The sequence below is a fragment of the Stenotrophomonas sp. 22692 genome (assembly GCF_052045015.1).
Lineage (GTDB): Bacteria > Pseudomonadota > Gammaproteobacteria > Xanthomonadales > Xanthomonadaceae > Stenotrophomonas > Stenotrophomonas geniculata.
Genome location: NZ_JBQEMR010000013.1, coordinates 34,637 through 54,943, shown reverse-complemented (window position 1 = coordinate 54,943; position 20,307 = coordinate 34,637). Strand labels below are relative to the sequence as shown.

Genomic DNA, 20,307 nt, shown 5'->3' with positions numbered 1-20,307 from the left:
CGCGCATCCATCCTTCTGGAGGAGAGCCCCCTTGTTGTTCAAGGGGGTGCGCCAACGGCGCGGCGATAAGGTGGAATGCGCGGAACAGCGACCGGTTACCGGTCGCTGGTGATGAGCTGCACGACGCTGGAGAAATCCAGCTTGCCGCGGCCGGCCTGGTGGTTCATCGAGTACAGGTTGCGGGCCACTTCGCCCAGCGGGATCGAGGCGCCGACACTCATCGCCGCTTCCACCGCCAGGCCCATGTCCTTCAGCATCAGGTCGCTGCCGAAGCCGCCGCTGTAACCGCGCGAGGCCGGTGCATTCTCCAGCACGCCCGGCCACGGATTGCACACTTCGGTGGCCCAGCTGCGGCCGGTGCTGACTGCCATCATCTGCGACAGCACCTTCGGGTCCAGCCCGTGCGCCACGCCCAGGGCGATGGCTTCACCGGTGACGGCCATGATCACGCCCAGCGCCATGTTGTTGCACAGCTTGGCCACCTGGCCGGCACCACTGGCGCCCACGTGGAAGATGTTCTTGCCCATCGCCTGCAGCACCGGGCGCGCGCGTTCCAGCGCGTCCTCCTCGCCACCGACGATGAAGGTCAGGGTGCCGGCCTGGGCACCGGCGGTACCGCCGGACACCGGTGCGTCGAGCATCTGCAGTCCACGCGCGGCGGCGGCTTCAGAAACCTTGCGCGCGCTGGCCGGGGCAATGGTGCTGCAGTCGATGACCAGTGCACCGGCCGGAATCGCGGCGAGGATGCCGTCGTCGCCCAGGTACACGCCTTCGACGTGGCGGCTGGCCGGCAGCATCGAGATCACTACCTCCGCATCGGCCAGGGTTTCGCGCGCCGATGCCGCCGCGCTGGCACCGGCATCGACGGCGGCCTGCACCGCGGCCGGAACCAGATCGAACACGCGCACGGTATGGCCGTTCTTGACCAGATTGGCGGCCATCGGGCCACCCATGTTGCCCAACCCGATGAATGCAATGCGGCTCATGCAAGGCTCCTTTCAACAAGGGGAGTGCCCAGGTCGGCCAGCGGATGCGCGGCATCGGCCCAGGGGGAAGCGAAGAAGGTGTCGGCCCACGCGCCGCTGGCCTCGGCCAGGGTGGCCGGGTTCCACTGCGGGTTGCGGTCCTTGTCGATCAGCAGCGCGCGGATGCCTTCGGCGAAATCGCCGTGGGCGGCGCAGTGCAGCGCGGTGATGTACTCCAGACGATAGACACTGGCCAGGTCCTGGCCGGCACTGCGGCGCTGCAGTTCGTACGCCAACCGTGCCGAACCCGGTGCGCCGGCCGCAAGGGTCTTCTGAGCCGCCTGCAACCAGGCGTCGTCGGTCTGCAGGCCGGCAATGCGCGCAACGATGGCTTCAAGGTCATCGCCTTCGCACAACGCATCGACCTGCGCCGCGTGGGCCAGCAGTGGACCGGTGGCGGCATCGCTGGCATGCGACTGCAGCAGATGGGTCAGGCGTTCTTGGTTGTGTGCGGCATCACTGGACCAGGCCACCTGCAGCAGCGCATCGAACACTGCACTGCGGCGCTCTTCGGCCACGTGCACGTCGGCCAAGCCGGCGTAGATGGCATCGCCCGGGTTGAGCAGTGCGCCGGTCAGGGCCAGGAACAGGCCGCCCTTGCCCGGCACGCGCGGCAGCAGCCAGCTGCCACCGACATCGGGGAACAGGCCAACAGTGATTTCCGGGAAGGCCAACTTGGAGCGCTCGCTGACCACGCGGTGGCTGGCGCCGGACATCAGGCCGATGCCGCCGCCCATCACGATGCCATGACCCCAGCACAGGATCGGCTTGGCGTAGGTGTGAATGAGGTAATCGACGCGGTATTCAACGTCGAAGAACTCAGCGGCGTAGTCGTTCTCGCGGATGTCGCTGCGGCCGGCCTCACGGAAGGCGACCATGGCCTTGTACAGGCTGTGCAGGTCGCCGCCGGCGCAGAACGCCTTTTCGCCGGCGCCCTGCAGCACCACCATGGCGATGCCGTCGTCGTCGGCCCAGGCATTCAACTGCTTCAGCAGCAGGTGCGCCATCGGCAGCGAGAAACCATTGAGCGTGCGCGGCGCGTTGAGCGTGGCGATGCCGATACGCGTGCCGTTGCCGGCCACGCGCTCTTCGAAAAGCACCGGTGCGTCGTCGGCAGCGGTGTCGGTGCTCATGCGTTCTTCCACTGCGCGGTGCGCTTTTCCAGGAAGGCAGTCACGCCCTCGACCTGGTCGGCGGTGTCGAACAGGTCGACGAAGGCTTCGCGCTCGGCCACCAGCGCCGAGGCGTGGGTGCCGGTGCGGGTGGACTGCACCAGGGTCTTGCAGGCGGCGATGCTGGTCGGGCTCTGCTTGCCGGCCTTCTTCGCCCATTCCAGCGCCAGTGCCTTGGCTTCGCCCTTGCCAACCTTTTCTTCGGCAAGGCCGATGCGCAGTGCGGTCTCGGCAGTGATGCGCTCACCCAGCAGGATCATGCGCTTGGCCCAGCCCTCGCCCACCAGACGCGGCAGGTTCTGGGTGCCGCCGGCGCACGGCAGCAGGCCGACGGTGGCCTCCGGCAGCGCGACCTGGGCATGGTCTTCGATGATGCGCAGGTCGCAGGCCAGCGCACATTCCAGGCCACCGCCCATGGCGTAGCCGTTGATCGCGGCGATCGACACGCCACGGAACCCGGACAGCGCTTCGAAGGCTTCGCCGAAGCGGCGCGCGGCCTCGCGTGCGGCGGCCTTGTCGCCGGAGGCGAACTGGTTGAGGTCGGCACCGGCGGAGAAGAACTTCTCGCCGTCACCGGTGATCACCAGTGCGTAGATGTCGCGGTCTGCGTTGAGCGCGCCCACCAGGTCGCGCAGCGCGGACAGGCTGTGCACGGTCCAGGTGTGCGCCGGCGGGTTGTTCAGGGTGACCACGGCGGTGTGGCCGTCGGCCTCGACCTTCAGGCCCACGTGCTCCTGGGTACGCCAATCCTTCATCGCAGTTCCTCTTCGGTGTTGAGCAGGTGACGGGCAACGATCACCCGCATGATCTCGTTGGTGCCTTCCAGGATCTGGTGCACGCGGCAGTCACGCAGCAGGCGCTCGATCGGGTATTCGCGGATGTAGCCGTAGCCACCGTGGATCTGCAGTGCTTCATTGCAGACGTTGAAACCCGCATCGGTGGCAAAACGCTTGGCCATCGCGCACCAGACATTGGCATCGCTGGCACCGGCATCGAGCTTGCGCGCGGCGGTGTGCACCATCTGCCGCGCGGCCACCAGCTGCGTGACCATGTCGGCCAGCTTGAACTGCAGTGCCTGGAACTCGGCCAGCGCCTTGCCGAACTGGCGGCGCTCGCCCATGTAGCGGCGCGCGGCATCCAATGCGCCCTGCGCAGCACCCAGCGAGCAGGCGGCGATGTTGATGCGGCCACCATCCAGCCCCTTCATCGCCAGCTTGAAGCCACCGCCTTCCTCTCCCAGAAGATGGCTGACCGGCACGCGGACGTTTTCGAAGGTGATGCCACGGGTGGGCTGGCTGTTCCAGCCCATCTTCTCTTCCTTGCGGCCGAAGCTGATGCCCGGCAGGTCCGACGGCACGGCAATGGCGCTGACGCCACCTGCACCGGCACCGCCGGTACGCGCCATCACCACCAGCAGTTCGGTGGCACCGGCGCCGGAGATGAAGGCCTTGGCGCCGTTCAGCACGTAGAAGTCGCCATCGCGCACGGCGGTGGTCTTCAGCGAGGCCGCATCGGAACCGGCGCCCGGCTCGGTCAGGCAGTACGAGGCCAGCTTGTTGCCCGAAGACAGGTCGGTGCCCCACGCATCGCGGAGTGCCGGCTGGCCCCACGTGGACACCATCCACGAGGCCATGTTGTGGATGCTGATGTAGGCCGCGGTCGACGGATCGACGTTGGCGAGCTCCTCGATGACGACGGCGGCGTCCAGTCGGCTCAGGCCGCTGCCGCCCACTTCCGGGTCCATGTACAGACCGCAGAAGCCCAGTTCACCGGCCTTGGCGATCGCCTCGCGCGGAAAGATGCCCTCCGCATCCCATCGCGCGGCGTGTGGCGCCAGTTCGGCCTGTGCGAAGTCGCGCGCTGCCTCGCGGTACGCCTGCTGCGCTTCTTCCAGTTCCGTCGTCATCGAGTGGCTCATGGCTGCTCCTGCCGTTACTTCAGGCTGATCGTGGTGTTGACGCCGTGGCTCAGCGTTTCGTCATCGAACCAGCGCGCGGTGACCGTCTTGGTCTGGGTGTAGAACAGCACCACCTGCTTGCCGTACGGGCCCAGGTCGCCCAGCTTGGAGGCGCGCGAACCGGTGAACGAGAACAGCGGCACCGGCACCGGGATCGGCACGTTGATGCCGACCTGGCCGACGTCGATGTCTTCCTGGAACTTGCGCGCGGCCGCGCCGGACTGGGTGAACAGTGCGGTGCCGTTGCCGTTCGGGTTGCTGTTGACCATCGCGATGGCGTCTTCCAGCGTTTCCGCTTCGAGGATGACCAGCACCGGCCCGAAGACCTCTTCCTGGTAGATGCGCATGTCGGTGGTGACACCGGCAAAGATGGTCGGGCCGACGAAGTTGCCCTTCTCGAAGCCATCGACCTGCGGCTTGCGGCCATCGAGCACCAGCTTGGCGCCCTGCTCCACGCCCGAGGCGATCAGGCCTTCCACGCGCTCGCGGGCGCTGCAGGAAATGACCGGGCCGACGTCGGTGCCGGCCACGGTGCCGGCACTGACCTTCAGGGTCTTGGCCTTTTCAACCAGATCCTGCACCCAGTTGCGCGCTTCACCGACCAGCACCAGGGTGGAGGCGGCCATGCAGCGCTGGCCGGCCGCACCGAAGGCGGCGCCGACCATCGCGTTGAGGGTCTGTTCCTTGTTGGCGTCCGGCAGCACCACGGCGTGGTTCTTGGCGCCCATCATGCACTGCACGCGCTTGCCGGCCAGCGAGGCGCGGTTGTAGACGTGGGTGCCGACGCGGGTGGAACCCACGAACGAAACAGCCTTGATGTCCGGGTGGTCGCAGATCGCGTTGACCACTTCCTCGCCACCGTGGACGACGTTCAGCACGCCCTTCGGAATGCCGGCTTCCAGGGCAAGCTCGACCAGGCGCATGGTGACCATCGGGTCCTGCTCGGACGGCTTGAGAATGAAGGTGTTGCCGGTGGCGATGGCCATCGGGAACATCCACAGCGGGATCATCGCCGGGAAGTTGAACGGGGTGATGCCGGCGCACACGCCCAGCGGCTGCATGATCGTGTAGGTATCCACGCCATTGGCCACGTTGTTGGCCAGCTCGCCCAGCTGCAGGTTGCCGATGGCGGCGGCGTGCTCGACCACTTCCAGGCCGCGGAACACATCGCCTTCGGCGTCCGGCAGGGTCTTGCCCTGTTCGGCGGTGAGGATGTGGGCCAGCTCGCTCATGTGCTCGCGGATCAGCTGCTGGTACTTCAGGAAGATGCGTGCACGGGTGCCGATCGGGGTCTTGCGCCAGGTCTTGAAGGCTTCCTTGGCGGCGGCGACGGCGGCGTCCACTTCGCCGGTGGTGGCGAACGGCACCTTGGCCAGCACGTCCTGGGTGGCCGGATTGATCACGTCCTGCCAGTGGGAGGTGGCCGATTCGATGAACTGGCCATCGATCAGCATGCGGATACGGGGCGCTGCAACAGTCATGATGACAATCCCACGGGCTCGAAAGATGCTTGGCATTATTCACAGCACCCACCTCGATTTCCGGGCTGAATCCGCTTAATCTGGCCAACACGCCAGACGATTAATGTTAATTCTGTGAATTATTCAGCCACCCAGCGACAACTTGGCCTGCGCCTGCTGCGGCTGCGCGAGCAGCGTGGTTACAGCCAGGCCGACCTGGCACGTGCGCTGGGGCTGTCGGCCAGCTACCTGAACCAGATCGAGCGTAACAAGCGCCCGTTGACGCCGGCGGTGCAGAAGAAGCTGGGTGAGGTGTTGGGCGACGTTTCCTCGCTGTTCGACGAAGATGAGCCCGCCGCACTGCAGGAGGCACTGGGCGAGACCCTGCGCGACCTGGGCCTGGCGGAGGTGAGCGCGACCGAGCTGCGCGCCTTGGCCGGCAACCTGCCGCAGGTCAGCCGCGCCCTGCTGGACCTGCATCGGCGCCACCTGGCGCTGCGCGAACATGCCGCCGCCCTGGAATTCCAGCTGGGCGAGCCGGGTGCCGGCAGCACCCTGCCCGCCGGTGACCAGGTGCGCGAGTTCTTCAACCGCATGCACAACCACATCCCCGAGCTGGACGAACTGGCCGAGCGCCTGTTCGCCGAGTGGGGGCTGTCGCCCGGGCATGTGGCACCACGCCTGCGCCAGCTGCTGGCCGACCGCCATGGCGTGCTGGTGGAAGTGGCGGCGCTGCAGGCCGGGCGCGAGAAGCGCCAGTTCGATGCCGGTGCACGGCGGCTGTGGCTGCCCGATTACCTGGAACCGGGCCAGCAGGCATTCCAGATGGCCGCCGAACTGGCCCTGCACGGCTACCTGCCGCAGATCGATGCGGTGGTGGCGCGTGCCGGCTTCACCGATGAGGCACGCATCGCGCAGGCGCGCATCGGCCTGTCGAACTATTTCGCCGGCGCGCTGGTGATGCCGTACATGCGCTTCCTGCGTGCGGCCGAGGCCAGCAGCTACGACATCGAACTGCTGGCGCATCAGTTCGGCGTCGGCTTCGAGGCGGTGTGCCATCGGCTGAGCACGCTGGCACGGCGCAGTGCGCCGGGGCTGCCGTTCTTCTTCATCCGCGTGGACCGTGCGGGCAATGTGTCCAAGCGCCATTCGGCCACCGATTTCCATTTCTCGCAGGTGGGTGGGTCGTGCCCGCTGTGGATCGTCTACGAGGCGTTCAACCAGCCCGGGCGCATCCTTACGCAGACGGCGCGCATGCCCGATGGGCGCCGCCATTTCTGGCTGGCGCGGCAGGTCAGCAGCGGGCCGGTGGGGCATGGCCAGCCGCGCAAGACCTTCGCGGTGGCGCTGGGCTGCGACCTGCAGCATGCCGAGCGGCTGGTGTATTCGCTGGGGCTGGATGTGCAGAGCCCGGGCAATTCGGTGTCGATTGGCCCGGGCTGCCGGGTGTGCCCGCGCGAGGACTGCATGCAGCGCGCGTTCGCGCAATTGCCGGGGCGGTAGGGTTGGTTCGGCAGGGCTGCGCCCTGCACCTGCCGAAGCCGAAGCAACAGCAACAGCAAAAGCTGGCATTCCGTGGGATGGCGGGGCGGTGTCGGATTGCGGGGACGCCGTGAACCCGTCCCTGGGGGCTTGGCCGCGGCATCCATGCCGCGGACACCCCGCAATCCGACACCACCCCGCCTTCGACGGTTTCCTTCCATCTGTCGGAACGACGTATTGCTCTGGTAGGTGTCGACCTTGGTCGACACGCTTGATCCACGCAAGGCGTGGATCTACTACCGGGTCAGTAGATCGGCGTCACCTTCATCTGCGGCAACGGGCGCGGTGCGCCGTCGGTGAGGTCGGGGCCGAGGTCCTCCCAGCTGCGACCCTGTTCGACCATCAACCCCCACAGCTGCTGCGAGGCCAGCCGCTTGTCTTCCGAACCCAGCTTGTATGACGGTGGCGTCGGCTGGCCAGTGGCAACCATCGCGTACGCCGCGCGGTAGGCCAGCACCTGCTGCGCCGGGTCATCGGTGCGCGCCACTTCCAGCGTGTAGCGCTGGTAGGCCGAGGCCAGGTTGCGCCAGCGGATCCAGTAGTGGTTCTCGAACGAGAATGAGCAGAAGCGCGCGCCCGCCAGGCTGCCCTTGTCGGCGATGCGGGTCAGCACCTCCTGCGGCATGTCCAGGTTCATGCCGCCTTCGTCGCCCTGCAGGCTGACGTGCACGATGCGGTCGCGGTAACCCGGCGCGCGCGCCTGCAGCAGATCGCGCCAGTTCTGCATGGTCGCCACCACCGCGAACAGGAAACGCCCCAGTTCCGCGGCCGCCAGCGGCGTGGCGATCGACTGATAGGTGCGCTGCCAGCCATGACGGTTTTCGGTGGGCAGGAACACCGCGTGTTCCAGCGACTGGCGGCCGCTGCTGCCATGGCTCACGTCTTCGGCGTGCTGCGGGTAGACCAGGTTGATGGCGAAGGTCGGCCAGCGCGGCAAGGCGGCATCGAACAGATGGATCGGGAAGTTGCTGCTGATGCCGCCATCGGAGAACCAGCAGATGCGGAAGGCGGTGATCACCGGGCCACAGGTCTGCCCGGCACTGGTCAGCCCTTCCATGCTGTCGGCCACGTTGTGCTCCTGGTCGGCCGCAGGCGCGGTGGGTTCGCAGCGACGCTCGCGGCGCGAGGGCTCATGCAGCGGCACCGCGCTGATCAGCAGCGGGAAGCTCAGGCTCATGCGCGTGGCCACCAGCACCGGCAGCTTCGGGCCCTGCGGCAGGTGGTAGTACCGTCGCCCCTCCACCTCCAGCGGCGGGCCAGCTTGATCCACCAGCCACTGCACCACGCTGGCCGGGAACAGCTGCTCGAACTCCTCGCGCAGGAACCAGAACTGCGCGCCACCCAGCGGCAGCGTACGCGGCTCGTTGTGCGACACACAGGTGGTGATCATCTGCAGGCTGATCGCATGCGGGCTGTCCGGCTCGCCGGCATAGCGCGGCGCATCGTGCAGGTCGGCGAAGGTGAGCGGTGCATCCAGCGGCTTGCCGGACAACTGCTGCAGGCACTCGTGCAGCCACTCGGTCAACGCCGGCTTGCGTGCATCACGGCCGAGGCCGCTGCACAGGCCCAGCAGATTGCGCCGCGCCACCCGCGCCACCCGCAGCGCGGCACCGGCCACGCCGGCACCGTAAGCGCACAGCAGCGACGGCAGCAGCGTGGCGGCCACGCCGCTCCAGCCACCACCCCACCAGCCCAGGCCGAGCAGCAGCGCCAGCGACACCAGCACTTCCAGCGGCGCGATCTCGAACACGGCAACGGCCAGGCACAGCAGCTTGTGCGGCAGGCGGGCATTGCCGGTCAGCACCACCAGCAGCCGATAGGCCGCACGCGCGCCCCGTGCCGGCTGGAACAGGCTGTAGATGAAGCCGCGCCGCGACAGCTGCGCCGACACCGCCGACAACCCGCCATAGCCGGCATCGCCAGGCAGGTGCTCGCCCGCCTGCTGGCGGCGATCACCGCAGGCTGCCGCGGCCGCCACCGCCGCAGCGATGGCGCCGGCCGAGGTGCCGCCGATGCTCTTGAAGCGATACTCGCGCGCCAGCGCCAGTACCGCATTGGGGTACACGATGCCGCTGGTGATGCCGCCTTTCATGACCAGATCGCAGTACTTCGCCGCCACGAGCCACCTCCCGTCTGTCGATGCACAGTATGGCAAGAGGGGCTCTCACAGCCTGAGAAACGAGCCACAGCCCTGCGCTTTGATTGGCCCTTGACCATTGGCCTCGACGCGTCCACCGTGGGCACGCCGAAGGTATCCCCGCCGTGGCATTGATGGCGGCCGGGATTTAAACGGGAATCCGGTGAAGGCGCCTCGCGCGCCCATTCCGGAGCTGCCCCGCAGCGGTGAATGGAAACGAATCCTGCCAACAGCACTGGGCTCGCGCCTGGGAAGCGGCAGGTAGTAGGTGGGCTGCGGCCCGTGTCCATCAGCCCGAATACCGGCCCCGGCCGGGGACACGACCGTCCCCTGATTCGACCTGGAATCTCCGCGGGGAGGTTGCCGGGGCCGTCGTTGTCCTGCGCGTGCAGGCAATGCGGCCGCGCGCGTCCTTTTCACGGTATCCGGCCAGACCTGTTCACCCACGCGCTGATGCATGGGCCACCGCCGTTGCCGGCGGTCCATGCGGTACTTGACGATGACCGAGTTCCAACGCCCCACCCTGACCCTGCCTGCCGATGGCAAGCGCCTGCTGCTGCATTCATGCTGCGCGCCCTGCTCCGGCGAAGTGATGGAGGCGATCACCGCCTCCGGGATCGACTACGCGATCTTCTTCTACAACCCCAACATCCACCCGGTGAGGGAATACGAGCTGCGCAAGCAGGAGAACATCCGCTTCGCCGAGCAGCACGGCATCCCGTTCATCGACTGCGACTACGACACCGACAACTGGTTCAGCCGTGCGCGCGGCATGGAGAACGAGCCCGAACGCGGCATCCGCTGCACGATGTGCTTCGACATGCGTTTCGAGCGCACTGCGCTGTACGCGCACGAACACGGCTATGACACCATCAGTTCTTCGCTGGGCATCTCGCGCTGGAAGAACATGGCGCAGATCAACGACTGCGGCATCCGCGCCGCGTCGCGCTACGAGGGCCTGCAGTACTGGGACTACAACTGGCGCAAGGGCGGCGGTGCCAGCCGCATGATCGAGATCAGCAAGCGCGAGCAGTTCTACCAGCAGGAGTACTGCGGCTGCGTGTACTCGCTGCGCGATGCCAACCGCCATCGCCGCGAGAATGGCCGTGAGCGGATCAAGATCGGCCTGCTGTACTACGGGCAGGACGCTGGGACGCCGCAGGGCGATTGACCTGTGCCGCCGGGGCGGCCACGCTGGTCGCCCCTTCACGTTGTAGTGGACCTGCCATGACTGCCCTGCCCGCCGATGTCGCCCTGCTGGTGATCGACCTGCAGCCAGACTTCATGCCCGGCGGTACGCTGGCCTGCGACCAGGGCGATGCGCTGGTGGTACCGATTGCCGGTCTGCTGGCGCAGCGCCGCTACCGCACCGTGGTGGCGACACAGGACTGGCACCCGGTCGACCATGCCTCGTTCGCCAGCCAGCACCCCGGCCAACGCCCCTTCGAGACCATCCTGCTGCACGCGCAGCCGCAGACCCTGTGGCCGGACCACTGCGTGCAGGGCAGCGCCGGTGCCGCCCTGCACCCGGGCGTGGACTGGACCGTGGCCGACCTGATCCTGCGCAAGGGCACGCGCCAACAGGTGGATTCGTACAGCGCCTTCCGCGAGAACCATGGCCCCGATGGCGAGCGCCCAGCTACCGGCCTGGCCGGCTGGCTGCACGAGCGCCGCATCCGCGAAGTGCACGTGTGCGGCCTGGCCCGCGATTACTGCGTGCTGTGGAGCGCGCAGGACGCAGTGAAGTCCGGCTTCCGGGTGAAGTTCCTGTGGGAGCTGACCCGGCCGGTGACCGAAGCCAATGACGCGATGGTGCGCGAGGCGCTGGGCAAGGCGGGAATCGCGATCGCCTGACGGGCGACCGCCGGGCATGGCCCGGCGCTACCGCGCACGTCGCTTATGCCGCTTGCGCGCTCCTGCCCACGACAACACAATCGATTCATCCAGCCCCCCAACTACGCCCCCCTACAGATCGCGGGACGGCCGAACCGGGGGCTTTTCACTGGATGAAATCAGGATTCGGTAGTGCCGGGCCATGCCCGGCGGACGCGGGATGGGCGATTACCGGAACACCACCGTTCGGTGCCCGTTGAGCAGGATGCGGTGCTCCACATGGCGGCGCACCGCGCGCGCCAGCACCAGCGATTCGGTATCGCTGCCCAGCCGCACCAGTTCGCGCGGTGCCATCGCGTGGTCCACGCGGGCCACGTCCTGTTCGATGATCGGGCCTTCGTCCAGATCCTCGGTGACGTAGTGCGCGGTGGCACCGATGATCTTGACCCCGCGCGCGTGCGCCTGGTGATACGGCTGCGCGCCCTTGAAGCTGGGCAGGAAGCTGTGGTGGATGTTGATCGCACGGCCGGCCAGTGCGCGGCACAGCGTGGGTGACAGGATCTGCATGTAGCGCGCCAATACCACCAGATCGATGCGCTCGCGCTCGACCAGGTCGATGATCTGCTGCTCCTGCACCGCACGCGTATCGGCGGTCACCGGCAGATGGTGGAACGGCACCTGGTAGGACGCGGCCAATGGCGCGAAATCGGCGTGGTTGGACGCCACTGCCGCGATGTCGACTTTCAACTGGCCGCTGTGGGCACGGAACAGCAGATCGTTGAGGCAGTGCCCCTGCTTGCTGACCAGCACCAGCAGGCGTGCGCGGCGGCGGCCATCATGCAGCTGCCAGTCCATGCCGAAGCCTTCGGCAAGCGTGGCCATGGCGGCGTACACGGTCTCCAGCGGCAGGCTGGCATCGCGGTCGAAATGCACGCGCAGGAAGAAGCGGCCGCTCTCCTCGTCGCCGAACTGCTGGGCGTCGAGGATGTTGCAGCCGTGGTCGAACAGCAGGCCGGACACGCGGTAGACGATACCGGTACGGTCGGGGCAGGACAGGGTAAGGATGGAATCGGGGCGCATCGCCACAGTGTAGGGCAGCGCCCTGCCCAGCGGCCGGATGATCACCGATGCAACCGACCTGCTTGGTTCAGTCCCAAGCGATACTTGGAACTCCCCGTGGCAAGCTGGTCGGTCATGAACCTGTTGCAACTGATCCGCAGCTTCACCCGCACCGCAGAGACCGGCAGCATTGCCGCCGCGGCCCGCATCCTTGGCATCAGCGCCACCGCAGTCGGCCAGAACATCAACCGGCTGGAGGCGCATCTGGGGGTACGGTTGCTGAACCGAAGTACGCGCCAGCTGGCCCTCAGCGAGGCCGGCGCGCTGTACCTGGCGCAGGTGCGCCACATCGAAGCCGACCTGGCGCGCGCGCAGGCGATGGTCACTGCCGGTGACATCGAGCCGGCCGGGCCGCTGCGCATCGCCAGCAGCAGCGCCTTCGGTCGCCATGTGCTTGCCCCCTTGCTGCCTTCACTGCAGCAGCGTTACCCACAACTGCAGCTGGAGCTGCGCCTGACCGACCGCGCCGTGCAGCATGGCCCGGAAGCGGTGGATGCCAGCATCCGCATCGGTGCGCAGCTGGAAGATGGCGTGGTCGCACGGCAGCTGGCACGCGTGCCCTTCGTGTTCTGTGCCTCGCCGGCCTATCTGAAAGCGCACGGCACCCCGCAGCAGCCCTCCGAGCTGAGCGGTCATCGCGGGCTGCTGCACCGCTTCCCCACCGATGGCCGGCCGCTGCGCTGGGGCCTGCTGAAGGATGGCCAGCGCGTGGACGCCGCACTGCCGCCGAGCATGGTCTGCGATGACATCGATGCACTGGCAACGCTTGCCGCGACCGGTGCCGGCATCACCCGGCTGGCCGCATTCGTGGCCGAGCCCTATCTGCGCGATGGACGCCTGCAGGCGGTGTTCGGCGCCGACACGGCGTGGCGCCCGGAGCCGATGGAGGTCTATTTCTGCGTCAGCGACCGCCGCGACTTCACCGCCAAGATCCGCGCGCTGTTCGAGCACCTGCAGGCCGGCATGGCGCCGGCCTGGCGGGTGTGAGCCTCAGCGCGCCTTGAACACGCCGCGCGCGTCGCGCGGCTCGCAGCGCAGGTACTGCGGCGCCGGTTCCACGCTGTCGCGCAGCGCGGCGGCGGCATGCCACGGCCAGCGCGGGTCGTAGAGGATGCCGCGCGCCAGGGCCACGGCATCGGCGTGGCGATGGCGCAGGATCGATTCGGCCTGCTCGGGCTCGGTGATCATGCCCACAGCGATGACCGGCATGCGCACCTTGGCCTTGATCGCCGCCGCGAACGGCACCTGGTAGCCCGGGCCGACGGTGATCTTCTGGCGCTCGTCCAGGCCGCCGCTGGAGACATGCAGGAAATTGCAGCCGCGCGCGTCCAGCACCTGGGCCAGCGCTTCGCTCTGCACCAGATCCCAACCACCGTCGACCCAGTCGCTGGCGGAAATGCGTACACCCACGGCGACCTTGTCGGACACTGCCGCACGCACCGCGTCGAACACTTCCACCAGCAGGCGCAGGCGGTTCGGCAGCGAGCCACCATAGCCATCGGTGCGGCGGTTGCTCAGCGGCGACAGGAACTGGTGCAGCAGATAGCCGTGTGCGGCATGCAGCTCGATCAGCTCGAAGCCCAGGCGCTCGGCGCGCACCGCACTGGCGGCGAAGGCGGCGATGACCTCGGCGATGCCGGCCTCGTCCAGTTCCTGCGGTGCCGGATCGCCGGCATGGAACGGCAGCGGCGACGGCGCCACGGTGGACCAGCCACGCGCATCATCGGCTGGCAACTGGCCGCCGCCGTCCCACGGGCGCTTCACCGAGGCCTTGCGGCCGGCGTGGCCGAGCTGGATGCCCAGCGGCATCGGCGACCAGCGGCGGACGCTGGCCAGCACCTGTGCCAACGCGGCTTCGGTACCGTCGTCCCACAGGCCCAGATCGGCCCAGCTGATGCGGCCGCGCGGCTCGACCGCGGTGGCTTCCAGGATCAGCAGGCCAGCGCCCGACTGCGCCAGGTTGCCCAGGTGCATGGCGTGCCAGTCGCTGGCGCGACCGTCTTCGGCGGAGTACTGGCACATCGGCGCGATGACGATGCGGTTGGACAGGGTCAGGGGGCCGAATGAAATCGGCGAGAACAGCTGGCTCAAGACGGTGATGAACGACGTAGGGGGTGCGTATTGCACCGCTGCGCGGCTCGCGGATCAACCATCTGGATGGATCGCTGTTTCGCGGGGACGCATGATGGGTAGCGCCGGGCCATGCCCGGCGAACGTGCGGCGCGGCACCCCGTTTCCGCCGGGCATGGCCCGGCGCTACCCGGTAACGAGCCCTGCCAGCGCCTCGGCGCAATCCCGCTCATCCTTGAACTGCAGCAGGTCGTCGGCACGGGTGCGGCCGCGGTTCAGCGCCGCCACCGGCAGCCCTGCCCTGGCCGCCGCCTGCACGAAGCGGAAACCGGAATAGACCATCAGCGAAGAACCCACCACCAGCACGGCGTCTGCCTGCTGCAGGTGCTCATGCACCGCTGCCACGCGTTCACGGGGCACGTTTTCGCCGAAGAACACCACGTCCGGCTTCAGCAGGCCGCCGCAGGACGGGCAATCGGGCACCACGAAGCTGGAGAAATCGGTCTCCAGATCGGCGTCGCCATCCGGGGCGATACCGGCCTCCAGCGCGTCCCAGCCCGGATTGGCGTCTAGCAGGCGCTGCTGGAAGTCCTCGCGGCCGCGGCGGCGTTCGCAGCCCATGCAGCGCACCCGATCCAGTCGGCCATGCAGGTCGATCACGTTGCGGCTGCCGGCCCGCTGGTGCAGGCCGTCCACGTTCTGGGTCAGCAGCACCTGCAGCTTGCCGCGGCTTTCCAGGGCAGCCAGGGCCTGGTGGGTGCCATTGGGCCGGGCCAGGCCGAAGCGCGGCCAGCCCAGCAGGCTGCGCGCCCAGTAGCGCTGGCGGGTGGCCGCCTCGCCCATGAAGGCCTGGTAGGTCACCGGCGGCGTGCGTTTCCACTGGCCGTCGGTATCCCGGTAATCGGGAATGCCCGAGGCGGTGCTGCAGCCAGCGCCGGTCAGCACGAACAGGCGCTGGGCGCGGTCGATGAAGTCGGTCAGTGGCGGGGTCATGGCTGCCAGATGGGGGCGCGGCGGCGCCCCCGCAAGCGCCGGTCCGTTGGCCGGGTCAGGCCGCCGGCAGCGGTGGCACCGCGATCGGGTGGCCTTCCTCGTCCAGCGCGATCATCACGAAGTGACCGCGGGTACACAGCTTGCGCTCGCCGCTATGCAGGTCTTCGGCGACCAGCTCCACCTCGACCTTCATCGAGCTGCGGCCGACTTCGACGATGCGGCCGATGGTTTCGACCATCTGGCCGATGCGGATCGGCAGCTTGAAGTCGACCTGGTCGCTGCGCGCGGTCACCACCGTGCGGCGCGAATAGCGGGCGGCGGCCAGGAAGGCCGCCTTGTCCATCCACGCCAGTGCCTGGCCACCGAACAGGGTGCCGAGGTGGTTGGTGTGGTTCGGGAAGACGATTTCGGCCATGCGCACTTCGGTGGGCGGCACGGTCTCGGGGATCGGGGTCATGGGGGTGCTTCGGTGTGTGGGGACCGGTAATTTTATGCGACCGGCGTGACGGCCATCGGAACGCATGTGCAATGGCCACCTGGCAGCGGTGCCTGCGCAGGCCCCGCCCATGGCAGGCGCTACACTGCGCCACGCCCACTGCCAGGACCGCCCATGCCCGCACTTTCCGACCTGTTGGCCTTTGCACTGGTCTCGCTGGCCATGGTGATCACGCCCGGGCCGAACATGATCTACGTCATCTCGCGCTCGATCTGCCAGGGGCCGATGGCGGGACTGATCTCGCTGGGCGGGGTGGCGCTGGGCTTCGTGTTCTACATGCTGTGCGCGGCGCTGGGCATCACCGCCCTGCTGATGACGGTACCGTTCGCCTACGACGCGCTGCGCATCGGCGGCGCGCTGTACCTGCTGTACCTGGCCTGGCAGGCGCTCAAGCCGGGTGGCCGTTCGCCGTTTGCAGTGCGCGACCTGCCGCAGGACAGCCCGTGCAAGTTGTTCACGATGGGCTTCCTGACCAATCTGCTGAACCCCAAAGTGGCGGTGATGTACCTGTCGCTGCTGCCGCAGTTCCTGCACCCGGACAGCGAAGGCAGCGTGCTGATGCAGTCGATCGTGCTGGGCTCCACCCAGATCCTGGTCAGTGTCAGCGTGAATGGCATGATCGCGCTGACCGCTGGCAGCATCGCCGGCTTCCTGGCCGCGCACCCCACCTGGCAGATGGTGCAGCGTTGGCTGATGGGCACGGTACTGGCCGGGCTGGCGGTGCGCATGGCGGTGGAAGGGCGGCGATAGCCGCTCTTTGTAGAGTCGGGCCATGCTCGACTGATCTTCGCGGACAGCAGTCGAGCATGGCTCGACTCTGCAAAAGCCAGGCGCGCAACAAAAAACCCCGGCGATCGCCGGGGTTTTTTGTTGCGACAGGCTTGACCGGTTCGATCAGAAGTTCATGTCGAAGGCCACTTCGCCCTGCACGCCGACCTGGTAAGCCGAGACGCGGCGTTCGAAGAAGTTGGTCAGTTCCTGCACGTCCTGCAGTTCCATGAACGGCAGCGGGTTGCGCACGTTGTACTTCTTTTCCATGCCCAGCTTGGCGAAATGCTGGTCGGCGCAGTGCTGCAGGTACTGGCGCATGTCGCGGGTGGAAATGCCGGCCACGCCGCCGGACAGCACGTCCTCGGCGAACTGCACTTCGCACTCGATCGCCTCGGCCAGCATGTCGTAGACCTGCTGCTTCATCTCTTCGTCGAACAGGTCCGGTTCTTCCTCACGCACCACACGCACCGACTCAAACGCGAACTCCATGTGCGCGCTCTCGTCGCGGAACACCCAGTTGGTGCCCGAGGCCAGGCCCGGCAGCAGGCCACGCGAACGGAAGTAGTACACGTAGGCGAAGGCAGCGAAGAAGAACAGGCCTTCGATGCAAGCGGCGAAGCAGATCTGGTTGAGCAGGAACTGGCGGCGCTGTTCGCGGGTCTCGATGCGGGTCAGGCTCTGGATCGAGTCGATCCACTTGAAGCAGAAGTCGGCCTTCTTCTTGATCGAGTCGATGTTCTCCACCGCCGAGAACGCCTTGGCGCGCTCTTCCGGATCCGGCAGGTAGTTGTCGAGCAGGGTCAGGTAGAACTGCACGTGAAGCGCTTCTTCATACAGCTGGCGCGACAGGTACATGCGCGCTTCCGGCGCATTGAGGTGCTGGTACAGGTTCAGCACCAGGTTGTTGGACACGATCGAGTCGCCGGTGGCGAAGAACGCGACCAGCCGGTGGATCAGGTGGCGCTCACCCGGCGACATCTTGCTGTGCAGGTCGGTGATGTCGATCTGGAAGTTGATCTCTTCCACCGTCCAGGTGTTCTTGATCGCGTTCCTGTACATGTCATAGAACTGCGGGTAGCGCATCGGGCGCAGGGTCAGTTCAAAACCGGGATCGAGCAGCATCTGCTTGGGCTTGTCGGCCATGGGTGTTTCCTTGAATTCTCGGGTCAAAACGCCGGGCGTGGCCCGGCGCTACCTTGGTGTTTCCGTACTGCAGCCGAGCATGGCTCGGCTCTACAGGTGCGAGGTGTTCGAGTGCCGACCAACGGTCGGCAGCCACCGCGCGGCGTGTTACTGGCAGGCCTCGCAGGCTTCCGGGTTTTCCAGCGAGCAGGCGATGGCTTCGTCCGGGCTGAACACCTTGGCCGGGGCCGCGCTGCTCACCGTGGTCTTGGCGATCTTGGTGGCCGGGCGCGAACGCAGGTAGTAGGTGGTCTTGATGCCCTGCTTCCAGGCGTACATGTACATGGAGGACATCGCGCCGATGTTCGGGCTTTCCATGAACAGGTTGAGCGAGGCCGACTGGTCGATGAAGGCGCCACGCTCGGCGGCCATGTCGATCAGCGAGCGCATCGGCAGTTCCCACGCGGTGCGGTAGACCTCGCGCAGCGTTTCCGGAATCTGCGCCACGCCGGCGATGGAACCTTCGGCCAGCTTGATGGCATCGCGCATGTCGGCGGTCCACAGGCCCAGCTTCTTCAGCTCGTTCACCAGGTAGCGGTTGACCTGCAGGAAGTCACCGGACAGGGTCTCGCGCTTGAACAGGTTGGACACCTGCGGCTCGACGCACTCGTAGCAGCCGGCGATCGAGGCGATGGTTGCGGTCGGGGCGATCGCGATCATCAGCGAGTTGCGCAGGCCGTGTTCCTTGATGCGCTCACGCAGGGCATCCCAGCGTGCGGTGTCTTCCGGCACCACGTTCCAGGCGTCGAACTGCAGTTCGCCGCTGGCGGCACGGGTGTCGTTGAACGACGGGTGCTTGCCGCGTTCCTGGGCCAGCTCGCAGGAGGTTTCCAGCGCGTGGAAGTAGATCGCTTCGGCAATCTTCTTCGACAGGGCGCGGGCTTCGGCGCTGTCGAACGGCAGGCGCTTGCGGAAGAACACGTCCTGCAGGCCCATGCAGCCCAGGCCGACCGGACGCCAGCGCAGGTTGGCGCGGCGGGCGGTTTCGATCGGGTAGAAGTTCAGGTCGATGACGCGGTCGAGCTGGCGCACGGCCAGGCGCACGGTCTCGGCCAGCTTCTCGAAGTCGAACTCGTTGTGCTCGTCGAAGTGGTTGCCCAGGTTGATCGAACCCAGGTTGCACACCGCGGTTTCATCGTTGGAGGTGACTTCCAGGATTTCGGTGCACAGGTTGGACAGGTGGATCACGTTGCCCGGACGCAGGGTCTGGTTGCTGGCGCGGTTGCACTTGTCCTTGAAGGTCATCCAGCCGTTGCCGGTCTCGGCCAGCGTACGCATCATGCGGGCGTACAGCTTGCGCGCGGAGATGGTGCGGTTGGCCTTGCCCTGGGCTTCGGCCTGCAGGTAGGCCTGCTCGAAGGCTTCGCCGAACAGGTCGGTGAACTCCGGCACGACGCGCGGATCGAACAGCGACCATTCCTGGTCGGCCTCGACGCGCTTCATGAACAGGTCCGGCACCCAGTTGGCCAGGTTCAGGTTGTGCGCACGACGGGCTTCGTCACCGGTGTTGTCACGCAGCTCGAGGAAGTCCTCGATGTCGGCGTGCCAGGTTTCCAGGTACACGCAGGCCGCGCCCTTGCGCTTGCCGCCCTGGTTCACTGCGGCCACGGACGAATCCATGGTCTTCAGCCACGGCACGATGCCGTTGGAGTGGCCGTTGGTCGACTTGATCAGCGAACCACGCGAACGCACACGGGTGTAGCTGACGCCGATGCCGCCGGAGAACTTGGAAAGCTGGGCGATGTCGCCGTACTTGGAATAGATCGACTCCAGCGAGTCCTGCGGCGAGTCCAGCAGGAAGCACGAGGACAGCTGCTCGTGGGTGGTGCCGGAGTTGAACAGGGTCGGGCTGGACGGCAGGTAGTCCAGGTTGCCCATGCGCTTGTACAGCGCCAGGGTCTCGGACACGTCCTCGCTCAGCGCGCTGGCGATGCGCAGGAAGAACTGCTGCGGGGTCTCGATCACCTTGCGGGTGTGCGGGTGGCGCAGCAGGTAACGGTCGTACAGGGTGCGCAGGCCGAAGTAATCGAAGTTCAGGTCCAGCGAGATGTCGATGGCATCGTTGAGCTTGCGTGCGTTGGTCTGCACGAAGTTCAGCAGGCGGTCGTTGATCAGGCCGACTTCGTGGCCACGGCTGACCGACTGCGAGAATGCGTAGATTTCCTGGCCGGAGACTTCCTTGGCGATGTAGTTGGCCAGCAGGCGCGCAGCCAGGCGGCCGTATTCGGGCTCTTCACCGATCAGCAGGGCGGCGGTGCGGATGGACAGTTCGTCCAGCTCGCGGGTGGTGGCGCCGTTGTACAGGCCGGAAATGGTGCGGGTGGCCACGCGCATCGGATCGACGGCGTGCAGGCCTTCGGAGGAACGCTGCACCGCGCGCACGATCTTGTTCAGGTCCACCAGTTCGGTCGTGCCATTGCGCTTGGTCACACTCATCGCGTTGGCCGTCGGCGGCGACGTCAACAGGAATTCGCTTTCCTTCTCGATGGTGGCGCTGGATTCGGTGGTCACGGCGTGTGTCCTCTTGGCGTGATTGGTGGGTGCTCGATG

The 20,307-nt window shown here is 67.0% G+C and carries 17 protein-coding genes and 1 riboswitch; of the genes, 5 read left to right on the top strand and 12 right to left on the bottom strand.

The window, feature by feature from the left end; all coding sequences use genetic code 11:
- Positions 1 to 95: 95 nt before the first annotated feature.
- Genes mmsB through ACTJJM_RS11885 form a run of 5 tightly spaced genes read right to left on the bottom strand, consistent with a single transcriptional unit; the run spans position 96 to position 5,635 of the window.
- The gene (gene mmsB / locus ACTJJM_RS11905) at positions 96 to 986 is read right to left on the bottom strand and encodes a 3-hydroxyisobutyrate dehydrogenase (RefSeq protein WP_043401854.1); all 891 of its coding nucleotides are present in this window, start codon (positions 984 to 986) and stop codon (positions 96 to 98) included.
- Positions 983 to 2,158, bottom strand: coding sequence for an enoyl-CoA hydratase/isomerase family protein (locus ACTJJM_RS11900; protein ID WP_248854208.1), 1,176 nt, complete (start codon positions 2,156 to 2,158; stop codon positions 983 to 985). Before ACTJJM_RS11900 ends, mmsB begins: the two co-directional genes overlap by 4 nt.
- Positions 2,155 to 2,952 (bottom strand): enoyl-CoA hydratase, encoded by a 798-nt coding sequence (locus ACTJJM_RS11895; protein ID WP_010487013.1) that lies wholly within the window; start codon positions 2,950 to 2,952, stop codon positions 2,155 to 2,157. The genes ACTJJM_RS11900 and ACTJJM_RS11895 overlap by 4 nt, the downstream gene beginning before the upstream one ends.
- A complete protein-coding gene (locus ACTJJM_RS11890) occupies positions 2,949 to 4,115 on the bottom strand; it encodes an acyl-CoA dehydrogenase family protein (protein WP_029380118.1) in 1,167 nt (388 codons plus the stop codon). The genes ACTJJM_RS11895 and ACTJJM_RS11890 overlap by 4 nt, the downstream gene beginning before the upstream one ends.
- Before the next feature lie 14 nt (positions 4,116 to 4,129).
- Positions 4,130 to 5,635 carry a CoA-acylating methylmalonate-semialdehyde dehydrogenase gene (locus ACTJJM_RS11885; protein WP_440865599.1) on the bottom strand — a complete coding sequence of 502 codons (1,506 nt, stop codon included), beginning with the start codon at positions 5,633 to 5,635 and terminating at the stop codon, positions 4,130 to 4,132.
- Between the two features lie 114 nt (positions 5,636 to 5,749).
- Here ACTJJM_RS11885 and ACTJJM_RS11880 point away from each other — a divergent pair, with 114 nt between their 5' ends.
- On the top strand, positions 5,750 to 7,117 hold the full coding sequence (locus tag ACTJJM_RS11880; RefSeq protein ID WP_010487019.1) for a helix-turn-helix domain-containing protein: 1,368 nt from the start codon (positions 5,750 to 5,752) through the stop codon (positions 7,115 to 7,117).
- 283 nt (positions 7,118 to 7,400) lie between these two features.
- On the opposite strand, the gene ACTJJM_RS11875 is transcribed toward ACTJJM_RS11880, so the two are convergent.
- The gene (locus tag ACTJJM_RS11875) at positions 7,401 to 9,248 is read right to left on the bottom strand and encodes a patatin-like phospholipase family protein (RefSeq protein ID WP_241873507.1); all 1,848 of its coding nucleotides are present in this window, start codon (positions 9,246 to 9,248) and stop codon (positions 7,401 to 7,403) included.
- A gap of 154 nt (positions 9,249 to 9,402) precedes the next feature.
- Positions 9,403 to 9,617: riboswitch (cobalamin riboswitch) on the top strand.
- Positions 9,618 to 9,777: 160 nt separating this feature from the next.
- On the opposite strand from ACTJJM_RS11875, the gene ACTJJM_RS11870 reads away from it, so the two are divergent.
- Both ACTJJM_RS11870 and pncA read left to right on the top strand, forming a co-directional pair.
- The gene (locus tag ACTJJM_RS11870) at positions 9,778 to 10,464 is read left to right on the top strand and encodes an epoxyqueuosine reductase QueH (protein ID WP_440865596.1); all 687 of its coding nucleotides are present in this window, start codon (positions 9,778 to 9,780) and stop codon (positions 10,462 to 10,464) included.
- A 56-nt stretch (positions 10,465 to 10,520) separates the two neighbouring features.
- On the top strand, positions 10,521 to 11,147 hold the full coding sequence (pncA, locus tag ACTJJM_RS11865) for a bifunctional nicotinamidase/pyrazinamidase (protein WP_071306318.1): 627 nt from the start codon (positions 10,521 to 10,523) through the stop codon (positions 11,145 to 11,147).
- Positions 11,148 to 11,354: 207 nt separating this feature from the next.
- Here pncA and purU read toward each other — a convergent pair whose 3' ends face one another.
- Positions 11,355 to 12,206: a formyltetrahydrofolate deformylase gene (purU, locus tag ACTJJM_RS11860; protein ID WP_029550788.1), complete on the bottom strand. Its 852-nt coding sequence runs from the start codon at positions 12,204 to 12,206 to the stop codon at positions 11,355 to 11,357.
- Positions 12,207 to 12,320: 114 nt separating this feature from the next.
- Between purU and ACTJJM_RS11855 the strand changes: the two genes are divergently transcribed.
- Positions 12,321 to 13,232: a LysR family transcriptional regulator gene (locus ACTJJM_RS11855; RefSeq protein ID WP_010487028.1), complete on the top strand. Its 912-nt coding sequence runs from the start codon at positions 12,321 to 12,323 to the stop codon at positions 13,230 to 13,232.
- A gap of 3 nt (positions 13,233 to 13,235) precedes the next feature.
- Here ACTJJM_RS11855 and ACTJJM_RS11850 read toward each other — a convergent pair whose 3' ends face one another.
- The 3 genes from ACTJJM_RS11850 to ACTJJM_RS11840 form a co-directional block, all read right to left on the bottom strand.
- Positions 13,236 to 14,336: an NADH:flavin oxidoreductase/NADH oxidase gene (locus tag ACTJJM_RS11850; RefSeq protein ID WP_043400603.1), complete on the bottom strand. Its 1,101-nt coding sequence runs from the start codon at positions 14,334 to 14,336 to the stop codon at positions 13,236 to 13,238.
- Positions 14,337 to 14,501: 165 nt separating this feature from the next.
- Positions 14,502 to 15,308 (bottom strand): NAD-dependent protein deacetylase, encoded by an 807-nt coding sequence (locus tag ACTJJM_RS11845; protein WP_197657278.1) that lies wholly within the window; start codon positions 15,306 to 15,308, stop codon positions 14,502 to 14,504.
- Between the two features lie 55 nt (positions 15,309 to 15,363).
- Positions 15,364 to 15,765 (bottom strand): acyl-CoA thioesterase, encoded by a 402-nt coding sequence (locus tag ACTJJM_RS11840; protein ID WP_004153688.1) that lies wholly within the window; start codon positions 15,763 to 15,765, stop codon positions 15,364 to 15,366.
- A 153-nt stretch (positions 15,766 to 15,918) separates the two neighbouring features.
- Here ACTJJM_RS11840 and ACTJJM_RS11835 point away from each other — a divergent pair, with 153 nt between their 5' ends.
- A complete protein-coding gene (locus tag ACTJJM_RS11835; protein WP_440865592.1) occupies positions 15,919 to 16,554 on the top strand; it encodes a LysE family translocator in 636 nt (211 codons plus the stop codon).
- A 144-nt stretch (positions 16,555 to 16,698) separates the two neighbouring features.
- Here the strand turns inward: ACTJJM_RS11835 and ACTJJM_RS11830 are convergent, their stop codons facing one another.
- Both ACTJJM_RS11830 and ACTJJM_RS11825 read right to left on the bottom strand, forming a co-directional pair.
- Positions 16,699 to 17,718 carry a ribonucleotide-diphosphate reductase subunit beta gene (locus tag ACTJJM_RS11830; RefSeq protein WP_005407669.1) on the bottom strand — a complete coding sequence of 340 codons (1,020 nt, stop codon included), beginning with the start codon at positions 17,716 to 17,718 and terminating at the stop codon, positions 16,699 to 16,701.
- Between the two features lie 147 nt (positions 17,719 to 17,865).
- The gene (locus tag ACTJJM_RS11825; protein WP_049409985.1) at positions 17,866 to 20,268 is read right to left on the bottom strand and encodes a ribonucleoside-diphosphate reductase subunit alpha; all 2,403 of its coding nucleotides are present in this window, start codon (positions 20,266 to 20,268) and stop codon (positions 17,866 to 17,868) included.
- Between the last annotated feature and the right edge of the window lie 39 nt (positions 20,269 to 20,307).

Excerpts from the sequence above, each read along its gene's own strand:
- mmsB (WP_043401854.1), bottom strand. The coding sequence starts at position 986 with ATGAGCCGCATTGCATTCATCGGGTTGGGCAACATGGGTGGCCCGATG.
- ACTJJM_RS11900 (WP_248854208.1), bottom strand. The coding sequence starts at position 2,158 with ATGAGCACCGACACCGCTGCCGACGACGCACCGGTGCTTTTCGAAGAG.
- ACTJJM_RS11895 (WP_010487013.1), bottom strand. The coding sequence starts at position 2,952 with ATGAAGGATTGGCGTACCCAGGAGCACGTGGGCCTGAAGGTCGAGGCC.
- ACTJJM_RS11890 (WP_029380118.1), bottom strand. The coding sequence starts at position 4,115 with ATGAGCCACTCGATGACGACGGAACTGGAAGAAGCGCAGCAGGCGTAC.
- ACTJJM_RS11885 (WP_440865599.1), bottom strand. The coding sequence starts at position 5,635 with ATGACTGTTGCAGCGCCCCGTATCCGCATGCTGATCGATGGCCAGTTC.
- ACTJJM_RS11875 (WP_241873507.1), bottom strand. The coding sequence starts at position 9,248 with ATGAAAGGCGGCATCACCAGCGGCATCGTGTACCCCAATGCGGTACTG.
- ACTJJM_RS11870 (WP_440865596.1), top strand. The coding sequence starts at position 9,778 with ATGCGGTACTTGACGATGACCGAGTTCCAACGCCCCACCCTGACCCTG.
- pncA (WP_071306318.1), top strand. The coding sequence starts at position 10,521 with ATGACTGCCCTGCCCGCCGATGTCGCCCTGCTGGTGATCGACCTGCAG.
- purU (WP_029550788.1), bottom strand. The coding sequence starts at position 12,206 with ATGCGCCCCGATTCCATCCTTACCCTGTCCTGCCCCGACCGTACCGGT.
- ACTJJM_RS11855 (WP_010487028.1), top strand. The coding sequence starts at position 12,321 with ATGAACCTGTTGCAACTGATCCGCAGCTTCACCCGCACCGCAGAGACC.
- ACTJJM_RS11845 (WP_197657278.1), bottom strand. The coding sequence starts at position 15,308 with ATGACCCCGCCACTGACCGACTTCATCGACCGCGCCCAGCGCCTGTTC.
- ACTJJM_RS11840 (WP_004153688.1), bottom strand. The coding sequence starts at position 15,765 with ATGACCCCGATCCCCGAGACCGTGCCGCCCACCGAAGTGCGCATGGCC.
- ACTJJM_RS11835 (WP_440865592.1), top strand. The coding sequence starts at position 15,919 with ATGCCCGCACTTTCCGACCTGTTGGCCTTTGCACTGGTCTCGCTGGCC.
- ACTJJM_RS11830 (WP_005407669.1), bottom strand. The coding sequence starts at position 17,718 with ATGGCCGACAAGCCCAAGCAGATGCTGCTCGATCCCGGTTTTGAACTG.